This is a genomic window from Peribacillus sp. FSL E2-0218, assembly GCF_037992945.1.
In the GTDB taxonomy this organism is placed as follows: Bacteria; Bacillota; Bacilli; order Bacillales; family DSM-1321; genus Peribacillus; species Peribacillus simplex_B.
On the sequence record NZ_CP150304.1, the window covers coordinates 4,762,301 to 4,780,572 of the forward strand.

Genomic DNA, 18,272 nt, shown 5'->3' on the forward strand with positions numbered 1-18,272 from the left:
AGCGAGAATAAAAAGTTTCATCCGGGGAAAATTAAAGGCGTTTAATGAACACTCAAAGGAGGCAGGATGAATGGAACAGCAAAATTCTTTTAACAGCCAACAGCAGTCCACAGGCTATATGAAGCAGCCGCCGGAAATGGTATCGGTAAAAGACAGCTTATACCTGAGCGATATGCTTTCATGGAATCTCAATGCGATCAAAAAAGCTCATTTCTTTGCCACACAATGCAAAGATCCTCAAATCATTGACGCATTAAATCGCTGTGGACTCATGCATCAGCGTCATTACGATACGATTTTGAACCATCTGGACCCAAACCAAACTCAAAGTCAACAACAATTCCAATAAAGGAGGGTTCTTGATGCCCAATCAAAACAAAGTCCAAAACCCAGAAACTCCCGTGGCAAAAACCCCGCAAATGAACGACAGGGACTTTATAAATGATATGCTCACTACCGAGAAATACTTCTGTAACTCCTTATCTGTTTCCTTGCATGAAATGAGCAACCAAATGTTATTCCAAGACATTTTCTCCATTTCGAAAGAAAACCAGGAAATGCAACGGGAACTCTATAACATCATGTTCGAAAAAGGCTGGTACGGCTTAGAAAAAGCGCAGCCTGACAGCTTAAGCCAATCCTATCAGCAATTTTCAGGATACAAAAGCCAATTCCCATACGGCTCGAACATTCAATAAAGATCACTGCAGGAGCTGGCTTTCAGCTCCTTTTTCCTTTCTGCAAACAAAGCCGGCCCGCAATAATGCACGAGGAAAACGCCGCATTTTTTCGGTAAGCTCTGAATTTGCGAGTAAACTCCTCGATTTCGCGAATAAAACCACTAATCTCGCGAATAAACACTCCAAATTCGCGAATAAACTCCCCATTTTCGCGAGAAAAACCGCCAAACCCGCGAGTAAGCACGCCATCTTCGCCAGGTTTCCCCCCTTTTTCGGCCAGAACGCTTGATTTCCTTGAGAAAATGCGACATTTTTTCGGTTAACTCTAAATTTACGAGTAAACTCCTCGATTTCGCGAATAAATACTCCAAATTCGCGAGTAAAACCGTCAAACTCGCGAGTAAACTCCCCATCTTCGCCAGGTTTCCCTCCTTTTTCGGCCAGAACGCTTGATTTTCCTTGAGAAAACGCCGCATTTTTTCGGTAAGCTCTGAATTTGCGAGTAAACTCCTCGATTTCGCGAATAAAACCACTAAACTCACGAATAAGCTCCCCATTTTCGCGAATAAAACCGCCAAACCCGCGAGTAAACTCTCCTTTTTCGTCCAGAAGAAGACGCTCTAAAATATAGGCAACACCCACACTAACCCAGATACGCCCCAAAACCTTTTTGCGAAGTTTTTCTTCTGTTCAAAAAAAAACACCCCTTATAAAGGGGTGCATCACAAGATGGTCCGTTTTTTCTTTAAATGTCGGTTGAGAACATGTACTTCTTATAGTGATACCGGATGCTGAATATCAAGCCCATGGCCATCATATTACCCATTAGCGAGCTTCCTCCGTAGCTGATGAATGGAAGCGGGATGCCGGTAATCGGTAAAAGGCCGACCGTCATGCCGATATTTTGAAAGACGTGGAACGTCAGCATGCTTATGACTCCAACACAGAGATATGTATAGAAGTTATTTTTCGTATCCATCCCCGTCTTGGTGATGTGATATATCAATAGGAAGAACAAGGAGATTATGATACTTGAGCCGATGAAGCCAAATTCTTCACCGATGATACTGAAAATGAAATCGGAATGACTCTCGGGCAGATACACTTCCCTTGAGCCGATGCCTTTTCCAGTTGTCTGGCCTGAGCCGATGGCCAATAAGGACTTGGTTAAGTGATACCCTTCCGCGCTCGCATAGTTGTATGGGTCGAGCCAGGAATAGATCCGGCCAAACTGATAGGTTTTTACCCCTAGGTATTTTTCCAGGATCTCCGGCTTCCAAAGGACAAAGTAGAGGATGGTCGAAGCGACGACGATCCCGCCTGAAATGATTGGCAGCAGGATTTTCCAGGATATCCCTGATATGAAAATCATGCCGATCATGATGGACAGGATGACAAGTCCAGTGCCCAAATCCGGCTGTTGCATGATTAACATGAGCGGGGCACCGGTGACAATGCCAATCTTGATGAGCAGCCAAAAGTCCGTTTGAATGGTTTTCAGCGTGTTTTTTAGATGATGGTTCGAGATGACATTCGCCAAGGCTAAAATCAGGAAAACCTTCATGAATTCCGAGGGCTGAATCGAGCCGATTCCTGGAATGACGAACCAGCTTCTTGCACCATTTATATTAGGTACGATGGTGGTTGGCATAAGGATCAGCAAAAACAGCAAAAACAATCCGAAGCCGTAGGCATACCAGGATATCTTTTTTAACTGATCTGAATCAAGCGTGATAAAACCCAAAACGATTCCAATTCCTACTATATACCAAAAAATTTGTTTAATTAAAAAGTTTTCCGCGTACTGTCCAGTCGTTTGGGCACTGTAGATCGCTAAGCAGCTTCCAACGCATAATAACAGCAATATCGTGACTAAAGAAAAATCTATTCGTGATGAAAATTTATTTTGTTCTTCCATACTTAACTCTCCCTTAAAAAGGCTCCTGCGATACATCTTCAAATACACTTATTCATTATACTTTAAACAAATAAAATCACAACTATATCGAAGAATAGTTTACGGGCCAATCCGCATGAAGCCTTTCAGACAGGAAAATTAAGCATGAATTCCCTTCGATTTCCTTCGTTTCAGGAGTCTGCTCACCAATCCATGGCTAGGGGAAAAGAGAAAGGCCAATCCGAATAAGGAAGCGGCTGCGCCCACCATACATCCGGATATCGAGGCATCCAAAATGGTAGCTGAGTAGTAACCGATGACGGAGCTTAACACGCCGATCACGATACTGACTTTGATCATCCCGCTTAAACACTCTGACAATAAATATGCCGTCGCAGCGGGAATGATGAGCATTCCAACCACTAAAATCGAACCTACACTATCAAAAGAAGCTACGGTAGTCATAGAAATGAGGCTCATCAATAAATAATGAAACAGCAGAACCGGAATCCCCATGGCGGCGGCAAGTGCAGGATCGAAGGATACAAGCTTGAACTGTTTGAAGAAAACGAAAATCAAGATGAGGTTCAGGATAAAGCAGCTTCCCACAATCCAAACGGCTTTCGGCCCGGCCTCCATTCCGCCAATTGTCATCGTGTTCCACGGAGTATAGGCGATTTCCCCATACAGGACGTGCTCAAGGTCAAAATCTATTTGTTGTGTATACAAGCTCACCAGTACGATTCCCGCTGCGAAGAGTGAAGTGAAGACGATGCCGATCGCCGCGTCGGATTGAACGCCGGAAGATTGGAAAAGCTGGATCAAGAATACTGTAAGCAAACCTAGCGCCGCTGCCCCGATCAGCATCGGAATGGAGTCACGGGTCCCGGTTATCAAAAAGGCCAATACGATTCCCGGTAACACGGAATGACTGATGGCATCACCTATCAAAGTCATTTTCCTCACGATTAAAAAACAACCTAGAACACTGCAGGAGCTCGCCACCAATGCTCCAACTAAGATAATCCAAAAATCATTCATGATGTATGTCTCCCTTTCCTTCTATCCTGTTCGAGGGAATAATTCTTTTTCAAGGATACCCTTCTCCATACAGATGAAAGCACTCCACGTTTAGGTGCAAAAAGCATGGAAAAGAAAAACCATGCAGTCGCCGATAAGACGATCAACGGGCCTGTCGGCAAATTATTGACGGACGTGCTGATAAGCGTGCCTGACACACCGCTCAGCATTCCGAATATTCCGGACAGGATGACCATGATATGCAGGCGCTCGGTCCAATATCTGGCGGAAACTGCAGGTGTGATCAGTAAGGATGCCATCAATACGACACCGACGGCTTGGATGCCGATCACGACAGCTGCCACAATCAGCATCATGATGAAATAATCAAGGAAAACGACCGGTAATCCCATTCCTTTGGCAAACCCTGGGTCAAAGGATAGTAATTTGAATTCTTTAAAAAACAACGTACAAGTGACAATTAGTATAAAGGAAACCGTCATCATCATATATACATCGGACATGACCATCGAGGCCGTCTGCCCGAACAGGAACGTATCCAGCCCGCTCTGGTTTCCATACTCGCTCTGCTGGATTTGCGTGAGCATGACGATCCCAAAGCCAAAGAAGGAGGATAACACGATTCCCAAAGCCGCATCCTGCTTAATCTTACTGTACCTCGTGAGTACACTTATCAAAAAAACAGCCACTAAACCTGCCAATGCCGCACCAATAAGAAAGAAGGAAGTCGATTTCACCCCAGTCAGCAGAAAAGCGACGCAGATGCCGGGCAACGCTGCATGCGCCAGCGTGTCTCCAAGCAAAGACTGCTTTCTGAGATATGCAAAGCTTCCGATGACCCCACTGCTTAACCCGAGGAACATCGTGCCAAGCAAAATCCATCTCGTATTTGGATCAGTGATGATATCCAGTACATTCATCGTGAACACCTCATTTCAATAACAAGCCTGACTTTGCATCTGGCAATATCGCTAAGCGGCCTCCATAGGTTTCCTGCAAATATTCGGGAATGAACACTTCTCCAGTCGGGCCAATTTTCATCAATCTTTTATTCAATAGCATCGTCCAGTCGAAATATTCCTTGACTGTCGATAGATCATGGTGCACGACTAGAACCGTTTTTCCTTTTTCCTTCAATTCCATCAGCAATTGGATGATTGCTTTCTCGGTTGCTGCATCGACCCCCACGAACGGTTCATCCATAAAGTAGATATCCGCTTCCTGGGCCAACGCACGAGCCAGGAAAATCCGCTGCTGCTGTCCGCCCGAGAGCTGGCTGATCTGACGGTTGGCATATTCGGTCATACCCACCTTATCGAGGCATTCCATCGCCTTTTGCCGTTCAGCCTTGCCAGGACGCTTCAGCCAGCCAAGGTGGCCATATCTCCCCATCATCACGACATCGAGGGCATTGGTCGGAAAATCCCAATCCACTGATTCCCGCTGCGGTACATAGCCGATGCTCTTTCTCATCGACTTATACGTAGAGCCCTTGATTGTGATGTCTCCGGATAATTTCGGAACCAATTCGAGTATCCCCTTGATCAAAGTCGATTTCCCTGCTCCGTTAGGGCCGATGATACCGATTAAATTCCCTTCCGGCACCTCGAATGAGACATCCTCCACAACCGGTTTTTTATGATAAGCGATCGTTAAATTCTCAACCTTCAAAGCCGCTTGCTCCATTTTTTCTCCCCCTTATTTCAAAGCATGGACGATCGTGTCTGTATTATGACGGACCATTCCTATATAGGTTCCTTCCTCCGTACCTTTTTCACCCATCGCATCCGAGAATAATTCACCGCCGATTTTCACGCTATGGCCCTGCTTGGCAGCTCCTTGAATGACAGCCTCTATCGCCTTCCTCGGAACGCTGGACTCTATGAAAATCGCTTTTATTTCGTTCTTCACCAGGTAATTCCGCATATCCGTCACATCTTTTGATCCATATTCCGACAATGTGTTGATTCCCTGAAGCCCCCTTACGTCCAAACCATATGACTGCCCGAAGTAACCGAAGGCATCATGCGCTGTAACAAGCACCCGTTGGTCTTCCGGAATTTTATTTATTTCGTCCTGAACGTACCGATCCAGCTCCTCCAACTGCGAAACATATTTTTCATAATGCGAGAGATAGTCCGCTTCATGATCTGGGTCATTGGCAATCAATTCCTTCTTCACCGCCCCTGCAGCAACGATCCATAGCTTCACATCAAACCAAACATGGGGATCATGTTCCGTTGCACTTACTTTACGAAGCTGGTTTTCCTTAAAATCCTCCGTTACGGCGATCGTCGGTTTATTCTTGCCCATCATTTCAAAAATATCGGTCATCTTCCCCTCCAGATGGACTCCGTTATAAAAAATCATATCGGCCGAATCCAGAGTCTTCACATCACCTTGAGTCGCCTTATATAGATGGGGATCGACACCTGGTCCCATTAAACTAGTGACCTCAACATGTTTGCCGCCGATATTCTCAGCCAAGTCCCCAATCATTCCTGTTGTGGCGACGACCTTCAACTTGCCATTGCCTTTATCCTGTTTGGCCGTGTCATTGCCGCATCCTGTTAAGATCAGCACTGCAGCAAGCACCCCTCCGATCGTTTTTAGAAACCCCATCCAAATACCCTCCCTTTTTTATCATTCTAAAATTTTTTACCTAATGCAAATTTTAATGTAAATTTTTTTATATTGTCCTATATACTAAAAAGTTTCCTTCACACAACTTATTTTATACTATACACAAATATTCGAAAAGAGTGCAACTTTTTTACTTTCCAATGATTTTCCCCAACACAAATACTGCTCGGAATGCTTCATTCCCAGCAGTAAAGATGGTGTTTTTACGAAACGATGGAGACAGGGTTATATAACGGGGCGTGAAAGGTGAATATAAAGCAGAGGACTTTTTTCAAAACCGATTATCCGAGGTGCGCTGTGCATTTGAAGATCATCATTTTTCCGGTTTCAAGGATATTGCCAAGTACGCCAATCCCAATTCGATTCCGCAAAGCGCGATCAGGGTGATTAATGTTTGAATCATTTCGATTTCCTCCTCCCTCAAGACCTAAATCAATCTTAAAGGATGAAACCCATATCATAACAACCCCCCATGCCAAAATATATCCAGCGGAAACAACTGCAATCTTGCCCTGAAATGGGTTTCATAAGGTACAATATCATAAAAGAAAAACGGTGATCCCATGACAAATATAAAAGAAATTGCCCAATTTGCCGGTGTATCCGTCTCAACGGTATCTCGTGTATTGAATAATCATCCGTATGTTAGCCCAGATAAAAGAGAAAGTGTCTTACAAGCGATTGAACGATTGAATTATACGCGAAATATCAATGCCATTCATCTTTCAAAGGGGAAAACGAACCTTTTGGGCATCATTCTCCCCTTCACCAATCATCCGTATTACGGGGCTATCGTGAATGGAATCACGAAGCAGGCGAATGCAATCGGATACCATATCGTCATCTTTCAAACCCATTATGAAAGAGAGAAGGAAATTCAAGCCTTGAATATGCTGCAAATGAAGCAACTTGATGGTATTATCATCTGCTCCCGGATTTCGGAAATGAAAGTCCTCCTAAGTTATCAAAAATACGGACCGATTATCTTATGCGAAGATACGGCTCAGGCTGAATTGTCATCCATCAGCATCGACCATTATGCAGCCTTTTCCTGTGCACTTGAATACGTGATCGCTAAAGGATATACGAAGATCGGCTACAGTCTCGGCCGTAAAAAAAGCAGGAACAGTTATCTTCGGACAAAGGCCTTCAACGACATCATGACCAAGCACCAGCTTATGAACAATCAAGAGTGGCTATTCGAGGGCAGTTACCATATCAAGGACGGGGTCCAGCTGTTCCAGCAATGGAGTTCGCTGCCAAACAAGCCGGAGGCCATCATCATCACGAATGATGACACGGCGGCCGGATTCATCCTTACCGCCAATAAATCCGGCATAAGGGTGCCTGAAGATGTAGCCATCCTCGGCTTCAATAATGATAGCCTCAGTGAGATGCTCGATATCTCGACCATTTCCTTACCCCTGGAGTGGATCGGAAAAATGGCGGTGGATTTATTCGAGAATCCCGGTATCATTAAACATGTGAAACTGGACTACGCCCTTATTAAAAGAAAGACCGTGTAATGTCGGCAGTAGGGAGATGATTCTGCCCGCCTAGGAAAAAATAACCACTAAAATTAACCATTGCTATATCTTTGAGATTATTTTATAATTTCAATATAGTAAAGTTTACTCAAGCATTAGCAATCTATCAACGATTGCATGAGTAAAAATCGTACGACGTTTTCTATTAAAGAGACGCAACGATTCATCATAATTGAATACTTCCTCATTTACCGATGAGTTAGAGGCTGCAGCTTACAAGAGTATAACGGACGAGATTCAGGAAAATTGAAGACTCCGTTAAAAAGGGTAAGTTGCCGAAGTTAGGGTATATTCCATGTATATTCTCGCTGGCGGTGTTGCCGAACAGGAACATCACTGTCACGTTTTTTAAAAGCGTGGGGAGCTATCTTCGGAAGGATAAACGGGTTTATTATAAACAGCCGTCGATCTTTTTCGACTGCTGTTTTTTGTTTTTTCCGTATCCTTCCAATAAAAAAGGAGTGTAACATCAATTGTCAAATTCTCAGCCAACATCAAGCCCCACTGAATTGAAAAGGAGCCTGAAAGCGCGGCACTTAATGATGATTTCATTAGGTGGCACGATTGGAACAGGTTTATTCTTAGCAAGCGGCGGCGCCATCCATTCGGCCGGTCCCGGCGGTGCCCTTGTGGCATATGCAGTCATCGGCATCATGGTTTATTACTTAATGACAAGTCTTGCAGAAATGGCAGCATACATGCCAGTGGCCGGTTCGTTCCGTGTCTATGCATCCAAATTCGTCGATCCTTCCTTCGGTTTTGCAATCGGTTGGAACTATTGGTATAACTGGGCAATCACCATTGCTGCCGAATTGGCAGCCGTTGTCCTGATCATGAAGTTCTGGTTTCCTGATACGCCTTCGTTTATCTGGAGTGCCATTGCCCTGATCATGATGTTCCTTATCAACTACATGTCCGTTAAAGGTTTTGGCGAAGCCGAATTCTGGTTTGCCATGATCAAAGTCGTAACAGTGATCATCTTCCTGATCACAGGTGTTCTGATCATTCTTGGAATCATGGGCGGCAAGGACCCCATCGGTTTCTCCAACTTCACGATGGGCGAGGGGCCCTTTAATGGAGGCTTTTTCACGATTTTAGGCGTTTTCATGGCTGCCGGTTTTTCATTCCAGGGCACGGAATTGCTTGGAGTGACGGCGGGAGAAAGCGAAGATCCGGAAAAAAACATTCCCAAAGCGATCAGATCCGTTTTCTGGCGGATTATCTTATTCTACATCCTTGCCATTTTCGTCATTGGCATGATCATTCCGTTTACGGATTCACGTCTGCTTAGTGAAGATGTTGCCGTCAGTCCTTTCACGCTAGTCTTCGAGCGTGCCGGTCTTGCCTTTGCAGCCTCCATCATGAACGCGATCATCTTATCATCCGTACTTTCTGCCGGTAACTCTGGCATGTATGCCTCAACCCGTATGCTCTGGGACTTGGCACGTGACGGGAAAGCGCCGAAATTCCTTGGCAAGCTGGATAAACGGGGAGTTCCGGTCAATGCACTTATCGTCACTGCTTTAGTTGGCTGCCTTGCATTCCTTGCTTCATTTTTCGGGGATGGCGTCGTGTATATCTGGTTATTGAATGCTTCCGGCATGGCCGGCTTCGTTACCTGGGTAGGGATCGCGATTGCCCACTATCGGTTCCGCAAAGCATATTCAGCCCAAGGGCTTGACTTGAATGCATTGCCGTATAGGGCCAAAGGATTCCCATTCGGTCCCATCTTTGCACTTGTTCTATGCATCATCATTATCATTGGACAAGGCTACCAAGCCTTCACAAGCGACGGGATCGACTGGAATTCCATGTTCGTATCCTACATCGGCTTGTTTTTATTCTTCGCCCTATGGTTGGGTTATAAATGGAAGCATAAAACGAAAGTCATTCCCCTTGAGGAATGCGATCTTAAAACGAAATGATCCATATAAAGGACCCGGTCTCCGCCATTTAGGGGGAAGCCGGGTCCTTTTCTCATTTCATTGGCCGATTCCGCTTCCCTCCAGCGATTAAAATTGCCCACCCCATCCAGCAATACCTTATTAAAAGGGGGAACTTCCGGATATTCTTCGTTCATTCCGAGATTCCCGTTTGAATCATTTCGATATTCAAATCCACTTCGATCGGAATATGAGGGTACACCTCTTCCCAATGTTTACGATTGAAATTCCTCGTTTTACTTTTAGCATGATCACCGAGTGCCAGCGGATCTATATTATACCTTTGAAACATGGTCACCATCTCATTCAGTTTCTTACCGAGGATACGTTCCGCTTTGGCTTCTATCTTGTTCACGTCGACGGGTTTGTTCAAGTCGAAGCCTTGAACCTCCAGCAGATTTGCTTTCAATTCCACTTCAATCCTGGCCTTCGGGTTCCGATTGGCATTCGTGATGCGATAACGGACACGTGATTCCACATTATCGATAGTTGTATAATCATTTTCCTTCCATTTAATTTCATAACTCCCCAATTTAAAATTTTCACTAAGGATCTTGAATAAAAAACCGTCCTCATAAGGAATGTATTTGCCAATATATTGATCCCTTTTAAACAGGGCGATCCCTTTCACGATTATTTGGTCGTCCGCCTTTTCCAATAAGGGCATGACCGGATCGATGCCGTTACCATGACTTGCATATAAATACTTATGTAAATCTACATCAGTCAAATTCGTCCTCATATTCTGTTCGATCAACTCTTTTACTTGAACGCCTGGAGTCCTGACCATTTTCGGCTCCATCCTTACGACATCCTCCGCTTTGCCATCAACGATCGCCAAAAACAGGTCCCTTCCCACCATCGGGTCACGCCGATATGTATCTACATAATCATTCAGCCCTCTTCTAGCCAATTCATCACCGTACAGGATGACTGTCAGTCTCCCGCCGACGATGGGAAATGGCGTTTTGGCATTTTCTTGCTGCCGAGTGGCGTTTATATCATGGGAAATCGCTTCATATACCTCTTTCCCTAGATCCGCTTCCTCTCCTGGCTGGGGCACACTGACAACGACTGTACTTTTGATTTTATCCTCACCAGCATCGTCATAGCCGACGATTTCAGCGATTAAAATATCCTCCAATATTTGCTTTTCCACTCCGCACGCCGACAGTATGATGCAGCATGATGCAATCAAGAGCAATTTGAAGTTCATGGTTTATGGCCCCTTACTTTATAAACGATCGTCTGTGATAAGAATAAAAGCGGAAGATACACATAAATGATATAAAATCCTATACGTGAACTGATCGTGTTGAACAAGTCGATCTTATGACGGTTATCCAAGAAAAGGCAGGCAACTAAAATGACGAGCAAAAACATAACCAACAACTTCCTCTGCCTAACCCCGAATGCCCTTTTTGCCGTCCTGCTTGCTGCCCAGATTCCTAGGCAAATATTCGGCAGCACCATGAACAGCCATAGAGAAACGCCGATGTATTCAAACCTCTCAATGAACGGAAGGTCGGCGATTTTCCATAAGGTCAAGGTTGCCCAAATGACATCCTTCAGCTGATCCCGATGGTAGTAGGCAATGGAAACGATAAAGGAGTTTAGATATACCGCCATGGTGAACAGCACCCCTAAATGCGCCCACTTTTGCGAATGGTCACGCTTTTTGATGAATGGATAATAAATCAGGAGTAATTCAAACCCAAGATAATTCAACGTCATATTCTTGCAGGCCTTCATGATTTCCAAAAAGGAATGATCAAAAACGGGACCCAAATTTTCAATATGGGCGTGTTTTAACGGAAAATAGTTCAAAAGGATTAAGGGCGAAGTGATTACGAGTCCGATCAAACATAAACCGGTAATGACCCTGAACCCTCCCACAACAAAGCTATACACGAGTATCAGGATGATGCTTAAAAGCATGAGGATATTCACCCCTGGGAACATCCAAACCTGAATCACCTCCAAATACGTCCTGACAATGATGATGGTAATGGCGGTAAAGTAGAGGATGAAAATAATATTGAAGGCATTTCCTGCCCACTTCCCAAACAAATCGTGATGGATGGCAACCAAATCTAGCGTTTGTGTACCTCTGCCCAGCATCTTATAGCACATCCAAACCAGGATATTGATGGTCAATCCTGAAATGATGATCGAAATCCATGCGTCCTGGCCAGCCTCTTTCGCGATGAACCGTTCGAATCCCAAAACCCCTACGCCAATCTGCATGCCTGGCATAAGGAAGAAAACAAAAAATGTTGATATCAGCTTCGTTTCATTTGGTTTGATTTCCATACCCTCTCACCGCTTTCCGGACCTTATTCATCAATATCCCTCTGTGAACTTTTGGATTCAACCTTCTTCCTTATCCTGACTCGATCTTCCGTTCGCAGAAATTGCGGGCGTTTTTTCTGCTTTGAAAAAGGCAGGCGAATTAAACTATCTTTAAAGTCATGAAATCGCATCGGGTAAAGCGGCTCTAAATAGGGGCTGCCAAGCGAAGTCAATTTCAACAAATGGCTTAAAATGAAGGCACTGCATAAAACCAGGCCGAACAGTCCATATAACTGGGCTGCAAGCAGGAAAGGGAAGCGGATGAGGCGAATCGTATTGCTGATTTGATATATCGGTACCGTAAAGGATGCAAGGGCCGCCAAAGCAACGAGCATCAACAAGACGTTACTGACAAATCCTGCTTCCACAGCAGCTGTGCCAATGACGATACCGCCGACAATGCCGATCGTCGAACCGACCTTTGCAGGAAGCCTGACCGCCGCTTCCCTGAGAAGCTCGATCGTTCCTTCAAGTACGATCGCCTCCAAGATCGGAGGAAATGGAATCACTCCCCTTGACGATATTAAAATCGGCAAAAGATCAGTTGGTATCACCTGATAATGATAGGTGATGACGGCAACATACAGGGACGATGAAAAAATGGAAAAGAGAACGGCAAATAGGCGGATCAAACGAAAGGAAGTGCCGAGGTTCCAAATTTGCAAGTAATCTTCGAATGACGAAAAAAACGAAATGATCGTATTGGGACCGACCAATGCATGAGGCGACCCATCAAGCATGATCCCTATTTTCCCTTCCGATAATACGGTGGCGAGATGATCCGGCCGCTCCGTATCTATCAGCTGCGGAAACATGGAATTCCGATTATCCGTGATCATCTGGCTCACAAACGAAATGTCGACGATCGTGTCATAATCTATATCAGCGATTCTTTGCATCACCGTTTCTACAATCTGTTGATTAACGATGCCGTCCATATAGAGCACAACTAACTTTGTTTGCGAGATGCTCCCCACCCGAAATTCCCTGGAGCGCAGTTCGGGAGAGGGTAACCGATTACGAATCAGATTCAAATTCGTATCGAGCGATTCAACAAAGGCTTCCTTCGGTCCAGCCACCGTATACTCAGACTCGGGTATCGAGGTTTGCCTCTTCACACTTTGAACGCAAGGAATGAGCAAACACGAATCATCAGCCTTTCTTGATTGAATCATGACTGATCCTGCCATGACCATTCGTTGGATGATGACGATATCCGAGGTCACTTTCATATTTTCCATTGGAATGTCGCTTTTTAATTGCTGAAGACTCTTCATTGGCTGATTATTGATAACAGCCAGTATATGTTCATGCAGCTTTTGATCACTGACCAGTGAATCGAAAAAAGAAATCGTATAGCCATCCTCATCGGGGAATTGGAAGGTTAGAAAATCATTGGATGCTTCAAACAGCTTACGCAATCGCTGAAAATCCTTGGGTGTTTCCTGAAAAGCGGCTACCTCATTTTCTTTTTTGACCTTAAAAAATCTCACACTCCCACCCCCTAATGACAGATCCTCCAGTTTTCTGTTAGTGTAACCACTCTCTTTAAAGTTACTCAAAGCTGCCTAAAAAAGGAAAAGGCCTCCCGGATTTCATGCCTTTTTAAAAGCATGAATCACGGATAGGCCCTTGCACTCGATTTACTTACCTTGAACTTGGAAAAATGCGGGTTACAAGCTCACGGAATTCATCAGCGAATCCTGCAACAGGTTTTCCATTTTGTATGTCATTCGCATACCCATCCATCCTTTGAACAAAGTCAGGATTCGTCGATACATATACTTTATCCACCGATGAATCGGCTCCTCTTACTGCATCTGCCACTTTATTCTTCAAGTCCTTCGAGATATCTTTAGCTCCACTATTGTCATTGAGTACAGCTCCTACATATGCATGATGATCCGTCACAATGACCCTGGCGCTCTTTATTTCCTTTAGAGCCTCGACACGGTTGGAGATATCATCGGAAACCCTCATATCGCTTACGTCATTAGCATTATTTTGCATGTTATTAACATTTTGCCTCGTGTCACTAACATTCATTGGATTTTCATAATTATTTTGGTTCGTGCGATTCAGACCAAGATTCTCACTTGCTCCTTCTTTAGTATTGGAATTACAGCCTGTTATCACCAATGCCACCATCGCACTTGATATTATCGCTTTATAATTCATCCTTACACCCCTCTCTAATGGTTTAACGTTACTATTTGCATGGAGGAGGTGAATTATTCGAAAAAATCGATATCATCAAGTGCGATACATTCGTACGGCGTTAAAATTTGACCGTTTCATTGCACTGCAGGCACTTAGCCTTCGATATCCCCTTAAATGGGAACACAAAAAAATACCGTCTGCAAAATACAGACAGTATCTCCTTTAAGTTGCTTTTCCCAGGCTTTCCTTCCACTCTTGAAAGTGCTAACGGATTACCCATCACTTCTTTTTCTGATGCTCAGCTTATCGCCTTTTATCGTATACCAAATATTCTTGAATGGTTCTGGTGATTGTTTGGCTGCATCCACCGTATATTGGACAGCCTCTTTTTTATATTGAACATCTTCAGTGATCTCCTTCTGTGTCATGGAGAGCTGATCGGTTTCGGATTTGATCTGATCCGTTTTTGCCTGGATGCGCGTTACCGTTTCATTCACATTCTCGATTGTCGGCTTGGAATCCTTGAATGTTTTGAAAGCAAAAAAAGCTAAATAAATAAGAGCTCCGATAAAGAGGGCAAGACTGATGTAGACAATGATCACCTAAATTCCTCCTTCTTGTTTTATCTTTACTATACCCTTAATCCTAGGCGTAAAACGAATCCCCATGTATTTTCTTCTATGCCTGGTCATATTATTAAAAGAAAAAGGAGGAATGAACATGAATCAGATGCCGCTACTCAAAGCCTGCTTCAAGGCTGGGATGCACTTCATCAGGCATATCACCATACAACAGGCTGCCGTTATAGCAGGAATCATTTTTTTGATCATTCATCCAGAAATCTTCAGCCCGCTTTGGATCACACTCGCAGCCTCCGTCCTTGTATTGATCTTGCTTTGACGCGCTCGACAAACCTCTGTCAGGAAAACTCCACTCCACTGGCTGCCGTCAGTAACATAACGACCTTCAGCCAGTTAAAAGCTTAGGAGCCAATGGATATCCACGCAAAAAAAGGTTAATCAAACGATTGATTAAACAAAGATTAGCCCTGCACAGTAGTACCTTTCTCCCCAACCATTTCCCCATTCGTTCTCTCATCTAGATGGAAAGCACCCCGTCATTTGAAGGTTAAGGAGCTTTAATATTCGCCTCATCTAAAAGAAAAAACGTTCCTTTTATTGACCCATTACCGACGTAGGTAAGAAACATTCCATTTTGTCCCAAAGTCCTCTTCCTAATTCCACTTGAAATGCTGATAAAATAATAAAATGGAAAATTATAAAAATTGTGTATAATGAAGCTATATCATGCATTTTCAAGGAGGAGTCTTATTCATGGATGCGCTAATTCAACAGTTCAGGGATTTACCCACTACGGCCATTTCGGATGCGATGGGGGGCATGAGTAATCTGGATTCGGCTATCAAACCGTTGGATGGGGATTATCGTTTTGCTGGACGGGCTTTGACGGTACAGGTGCCTGTCGGTGATAATTCAGCGGTCTTAAAAGCGATCGCTGAGGCAAGGCCTGGAGATATAATCGTGGTAGATAGTAAAGGCGATACATACCGGGCGATAGCGGGAGATTTTGTCGTCGGCATGATGCAGACGATGGAAATCGGTGCGCTCGTAGTCGACGGGGTCATTCGTGATCTTGAGGCGATCAAAGACCTGAAATTCCCTGTGTTCTGCAAAGGGAGCACCATTGCCTCAAGCGGCAAGTCAGGCGTTGGAGAAACGAATATCCCCATATCCTGTGGCGGAGTTGCCGTATTCCCGGGGGACATCATCGTCGGGGACGCAGATGGGGTCGTGGTCATTCCTCAAGCAAGGGGAGAAGAAATCCTGGTACACGCAAAAGATAAAATCAAAAAGGATGAGGAACGGGCCGAAAAGTACGCAGGAAAGCCTGCAGAAATTAGAAAATATATCGCCTTGATGACCAATAAAGCATGATCGCAAACAAAAAAAAACAGGCAGGAAGCAATGGCTTCCTGCCTGTTTCGTTTGTTTTGCTTTATTTGCCTGTTTCGGCTTCCTTTGAACCATCTTCTTCATACGTGTAATCATAATCAGTAGGGTCTATTGGTTTAAAGCCATTCGGCGTGTAGAAACGGAGTAAGTCCCCGTTCACGACTTGGTCGGATAAATTGAGCATCGTTTCAGCTCTCTTTTTATAATTGAGGATGTCATCATTTTCCTCGACCAATTCGCCTGTTTTCGTATCGTAGTATTTCCCTTTAATGGAGGTGACATCTGGTGTTACAAAATCACCATTCCTGAAAGGCACTACTTCATTATGATCTTTTGACAATAAATCCGAACCGAATTGTACATAATCCTTGGATTCAACACCTAACAGATGCAATAAGGTCGGAAGGAGGTCAATCTGTCCTCCGTACTGATGCATTTCCCCACCTTTAACACCCGGTGCATGAATCAATAATGGTACACGTTGCAATTGGGCATTTTCAAATGCGCCAACATCCTTGCCAAGCACTTTTGACATGGCTTCTTTATGGTTTTCGGAAATACCATAATGATCACCATACATAACGATTACCGAGTTGTCATATAGACCTGATTTTTTCAGATAATCGAAGAACTCCCTTAATGCTTCATCGGCATAGCGTGCTGTTTGGAAGTAATTATCGACCGAAGCATCGCCGGTCGTTTGTTTACCGATTGTTGCTTTTTCCTGATCCATCGCATATGGGAAATGATGAGATACAGTTATGAATTTTGTATAGAAAGGCTGTTTAAGCGTTTCTAACATCGGAATCGATTCTTTGAAGAACGGTTTATCCATCAAACCATAACTAAGCACTTCTTCTTTGTTTTCCATATTATAATGGTTAGCATCGAAAAACTGATTGAAGCCTAGGGACTTATACATCTTATCCCGGTTCCAGAAGGATTTATAATTACCATGGAAAACGGCAGAGGTATACCCTTTTTGCCCTAAAATCGCTGGTGCAGCTTGATACGTGTTTTGCGATCTGTTTGTGAATGCTGCCCCCTGCGGTAAACCGAATAGGGAATTTTCAAGCATGAATTCGGCATCTGCTGTTTTACCCTGGCCCACTTGATGGAAGAAGTTATCAAAATACATGAAATCTGAATTATCATGTGCAAGTGAGTTTAAGAATGGAGTTACTTCTTCTCCATTCAATTTATAATCGATCATGAAATTCTGCATGGATTCCAAATGCAAGTAAATGACGTTCTTGCCTTCAGCTTTTCCAAAATACTTAGGATTCGGTTCAGCGCTTGTTGCCTTCGTATAGTTGACCACTTCTGCGATATCCGTACTATTTGCAGTTGCCCGCTGCGCATACGTTTTTGTATTTTGAACAGCATCGTAAACCGTATAGTTGAACATTCCCAAGTACTTGACGATATAGTTGCGGTCGAAAGTCCTTGATAGCAATTGCGGACGATCCTTTTCGGCAAGTCCCAAATTAATCGCAAAGATCGCAAGTCCCGCCAAGTAAACCAATCCAATCGTACGGCGTTTTACTCTGAATTCTTCTATTTTAAAGTTTCTGAATCGGTACAACACGATCAACAGGACCGTATCAAGGAAATAAAATACATCATGTCCTTTAAATAATTCCAGAATACTCGGCCCTAAATCCCCGGCATTCTGCACTTGTGTCAAAGTCGGCAATGTGATGAAATCGGTAAATGAACGGTAATAAACGATATTGAAGAACAACCATAAAGACATCAATAAGTTCAGCCTGATAATCCATTTAAACGACTTTTTGCCTTTCGCCAATAGTGCCAAGCCAAAGAATAAAATGGCTGAACTAATCGGGTTTATGAACAGCAGGAACTGCTGGAGGCCGTTTTCAAGGCCTAAGTTAAATTCGACTCGATATCCAATATAAGTTTTTATCCAAAACAATACTACTGCAATAAAGAAAAAGCCTAGTATGTTATTTGCAAATAAATGCCGGCTTTTTTTAAGAAAATTATTCATGCTTTCACCTCTATTAATCTAGTGG

General features: G+C 43.9%; 18 protein-coding genes and 1 riboswitch. Of the genes, 6 read left to right on the forward strand and 12 right to left on the reverse strand.

What is annotated here, in order from left to right:
* The first annotated feature begins 70 nt into the window (after positions 1–70).
* Together MHI53_RS23095 and MHI53_RS23100 are read left to right on the forward strand one after the other, a co-directional pair.
* Positions 71–349, forward strand: coding sequence for a hypothetical protein (locus MHI53_RS23095; RefSeq protein WP_198512606.1), 279 nt, complete (start codon positions 71–73; stop codon positions 347–349).
* Positions 350–362: 13 nt separating this feature from the next.
* A complete protein-coding gene (locus MHI53_RS23100) occupies positions 363–698 on the forward strand; it encodes a spore coat protein (protein WP_061142398.1) in 336 nt (111 codons plus the stop codon).
* Between the two features lie 3 nt (positions 699–701).
* Here MHI53_RS23100 and MHI53_RS23105 read toward each other — a convergent pair whose 3' ends face one another.
* From MHI53_RS23105 to MHI53_RS23130, 6 genes are all read right to left on the reverse strand, one after another.
* Positions 702–1,322 carry a hypothetical protein gene (locus tag MHI53_RS23105; protein WP_340372382.1) on the reverse strand — a complete coding sequence of 207 codons (621 nt, stop codon included), beginning with the start codon at positions 1,320–1,322 and terminating at the stop codon, positions 702–704.
* A 103-nt stretch (positions 1,323–1,425) separates the two neighbouring features.
* Positions 1,426–2,598, reverse strand: a complete 1,173-nt coding sequence (locus tag MHI53_RS23110) for an FtsW/RodA/SpoVE family cell cycle protein (protein WP_061142396.1) — start codon at positions 2,596–2,598, stop codon at positions 1,426–1,428.
* A gap of 138 nt (positions 2,599–2,736) precedes the next feature.
* On the reverse strand, positions 2,737–3,618 hold the full coding sequence (locus MHI53_RS23115; protein ID WP_340372383.1) for a metal ABC transporter permease: 882 nt from the start codon (positions 3,616–3,618) through the stop codon (positions 2,737–2,739).
* Positions 3,615–4,538 (reverse strand): metal ABC transporter permease, encoded by a 924-nt coding sequence (locus MHI53_RS23120; RefSeq protein WP_061142394.1) that lies wholly within the window; start codon positions 4,536–4,538, stop codon positions 3,615–3,617. Before MHI53_RS23120 ends, MHI53_RS23115 begins: the two co-directional genes overlap by 4 nt.
* A 10-nt stretch (positions 4,539–4,548) precedes the next feature.
* The gene (locus MHI53_RS23125) at positions 4,549–5,304 is read right to left on the reverse strand and encodes a metal ABC transporter ATP-binding protein (protein WP_340372384.1); all 756 of its coding nucleotides are present in this window, start codon (positions 5,302–5,304) and stop codon (positions 4,549–4,551) included.
* A 12-nt stretch (positions 5,305–5,316) separates the two neighbouring features.
* The gene (locus MHI53_RS23130) at positions 5,317–6,240 is read right to left on the reverse strand and encodes a zinc ABC transporter substrate-binding protein (RefSeq protein ID WP_340372385.1); all 924 of its coding nucleotides are present in this window, start codon (positions 6,238–6,240) and stop codon (positions 5,317–5,319) included.
* Positions 6,241–6,824: 584 nt separating this feature from the next.
* Here MHI53_RS23130 and MHI53_RS23135 point away from each other — a divergent pair.
* The gene (locus MHI53_RS23135; RefSeq protein ID WP_340372386.1) at positions 6,825–7,787 is read left to right on the forward strand and encodes a LacI family DNA-binding transcriptional regulator; all 963 of its coding nucleotides are present in this window, start codon (positions 6,825–6,827) and stop codon (positions 7,785–7,787) included.
* Between the two features lie 213 nt (positions 7,788–8,000).
* A riboswitch (Lysine riboswitch) is annotated at positions 8,001–8,183 on the forward strand.
* A 98-nt stretch (positions 8,184–8,281) separates the two neighbouring features.
* Complete coding sequence (locus MHI53_RS23140; RefSeq protein WP_061142390.1) at positions 8,282–9,733, forward strand: amino acid permease; 1,452 nt, start codon at positions 8,282–8,284, stop codon at positions 9,731–9,733.
* A gap of 151 nt (positions 9,734–9,884) precedes the next feature.
* On the opposite strand, the gene MHI53_RS23145 is transcribed toward MHI53_RS23140, so the two are convergent.
* The 5 genes from MHI53_RS23145 to MHI53_RS23165 all read right to left on the reverse strand — a co-directional run bounded on the left by MHI53_RS23145 (position 9,885) and on the right by MHI53_RS23165 (position 14,865).
* Positions 9,885–10,967: a Ger(x)C family spore germination protein gene (locus MHI53_RS23145; protein WP_340372387.1), complete on the reverse strand. Its 1,083-nt coding sequence runs from the start codon at positions 10,965–10,967 to the stop codon at positions 9,885–9,887.
* On the reverse strand, positions 10,964–12,064 hold the full coding sequence (locus MHI53_RS23150; RefSeq protein ID WP_061142388.1) for a GerAB/ArcD/ProY family transporter: 1,101 nt from the start codon (positions 12,062–12,064) through the stop codon (positions 10,964–10,966). Before MHI53_RS23150 ends, MHI53_RS23145 begins: the two co-directional genes overlap by 4 nt.
* Before the next feature lie 23 nt (positions 12,065–12,087).
* Entirely contained in the window at positions 12,088–13,596 is a 1,509-nt protein-coding gene (locus MHI53_RS23155) for a spore germination protein (protein ID WP_081092417.1), read from the reverse strand.
* A 154-nt stretch (positions 13,597–13,750) separates the two neighbouring features.
* Positions 13,751–14,281, reverse strand: a complete 531-nt coding sequence (locus MHI53_RS23160; protein ID WP_061142387.1) for a YhcN/YlaJ family sporulation lipoprotein — start codon at positions 14,279–14,281, stop codon at positions 13,751–13,753.
* Between the two features lie 254 nt (positions 14,282–14,535).
* Positions 14,536–14,865: a DUF948 domain-containing protein gene (locus MHI53_RS23165; protein WP_340372388.1), complete on the reverse strand. Its 330-nt coding sequence runs from the start codon at positions 14,863–14,865 to the stop codon at positions 14,536–14,538.
* A 118-nt stretch (positions 14,866–14,983) separates the two neighbouring features.
* Between MHI53_RS23165 and MHI53_RS23170 the strand changes: the two genes are divergently transcribed.
* Entirely contained in the window at positions 14,984–15,163 is a 180-nt protein-coding gene (locus MHI53_RS23170) for a hypothetical protein (RefSeq protein ID WP_340372389.1), read from the forward strand.
* Positions 15,164–15,597: 434 nt separating this feature from the next.
* A complete protein-coding gene (locus MHI53_RS23175) occupies positions 15,598–16,218 on the forward strand; it encodes an RraA family protein (RefSeq protein WP_340372390.1) in 621 nt (206 codons plus the stop codon).
* 61 nt (positions 16,219–16,279) lie between these two features.
* Here the strand turns inward: MHI53_RS23175 and MHI53_RS23180 are convergent, their stop codons facing one another.
* Positions 16,280–18,247 (reverse strand): LTA synthase family protein, encoded by a 1,968-nt coding sequence (locus MHI53_RS23180; RefSeq protein ID WP_061142383.1) that lies wholly within the window; start codon positions 18,245–18,247, stop codon positions 16,280–16,282.
* Between the last annotated feature and the right edge of the window lie 25 nt (positions 18,248–18,272).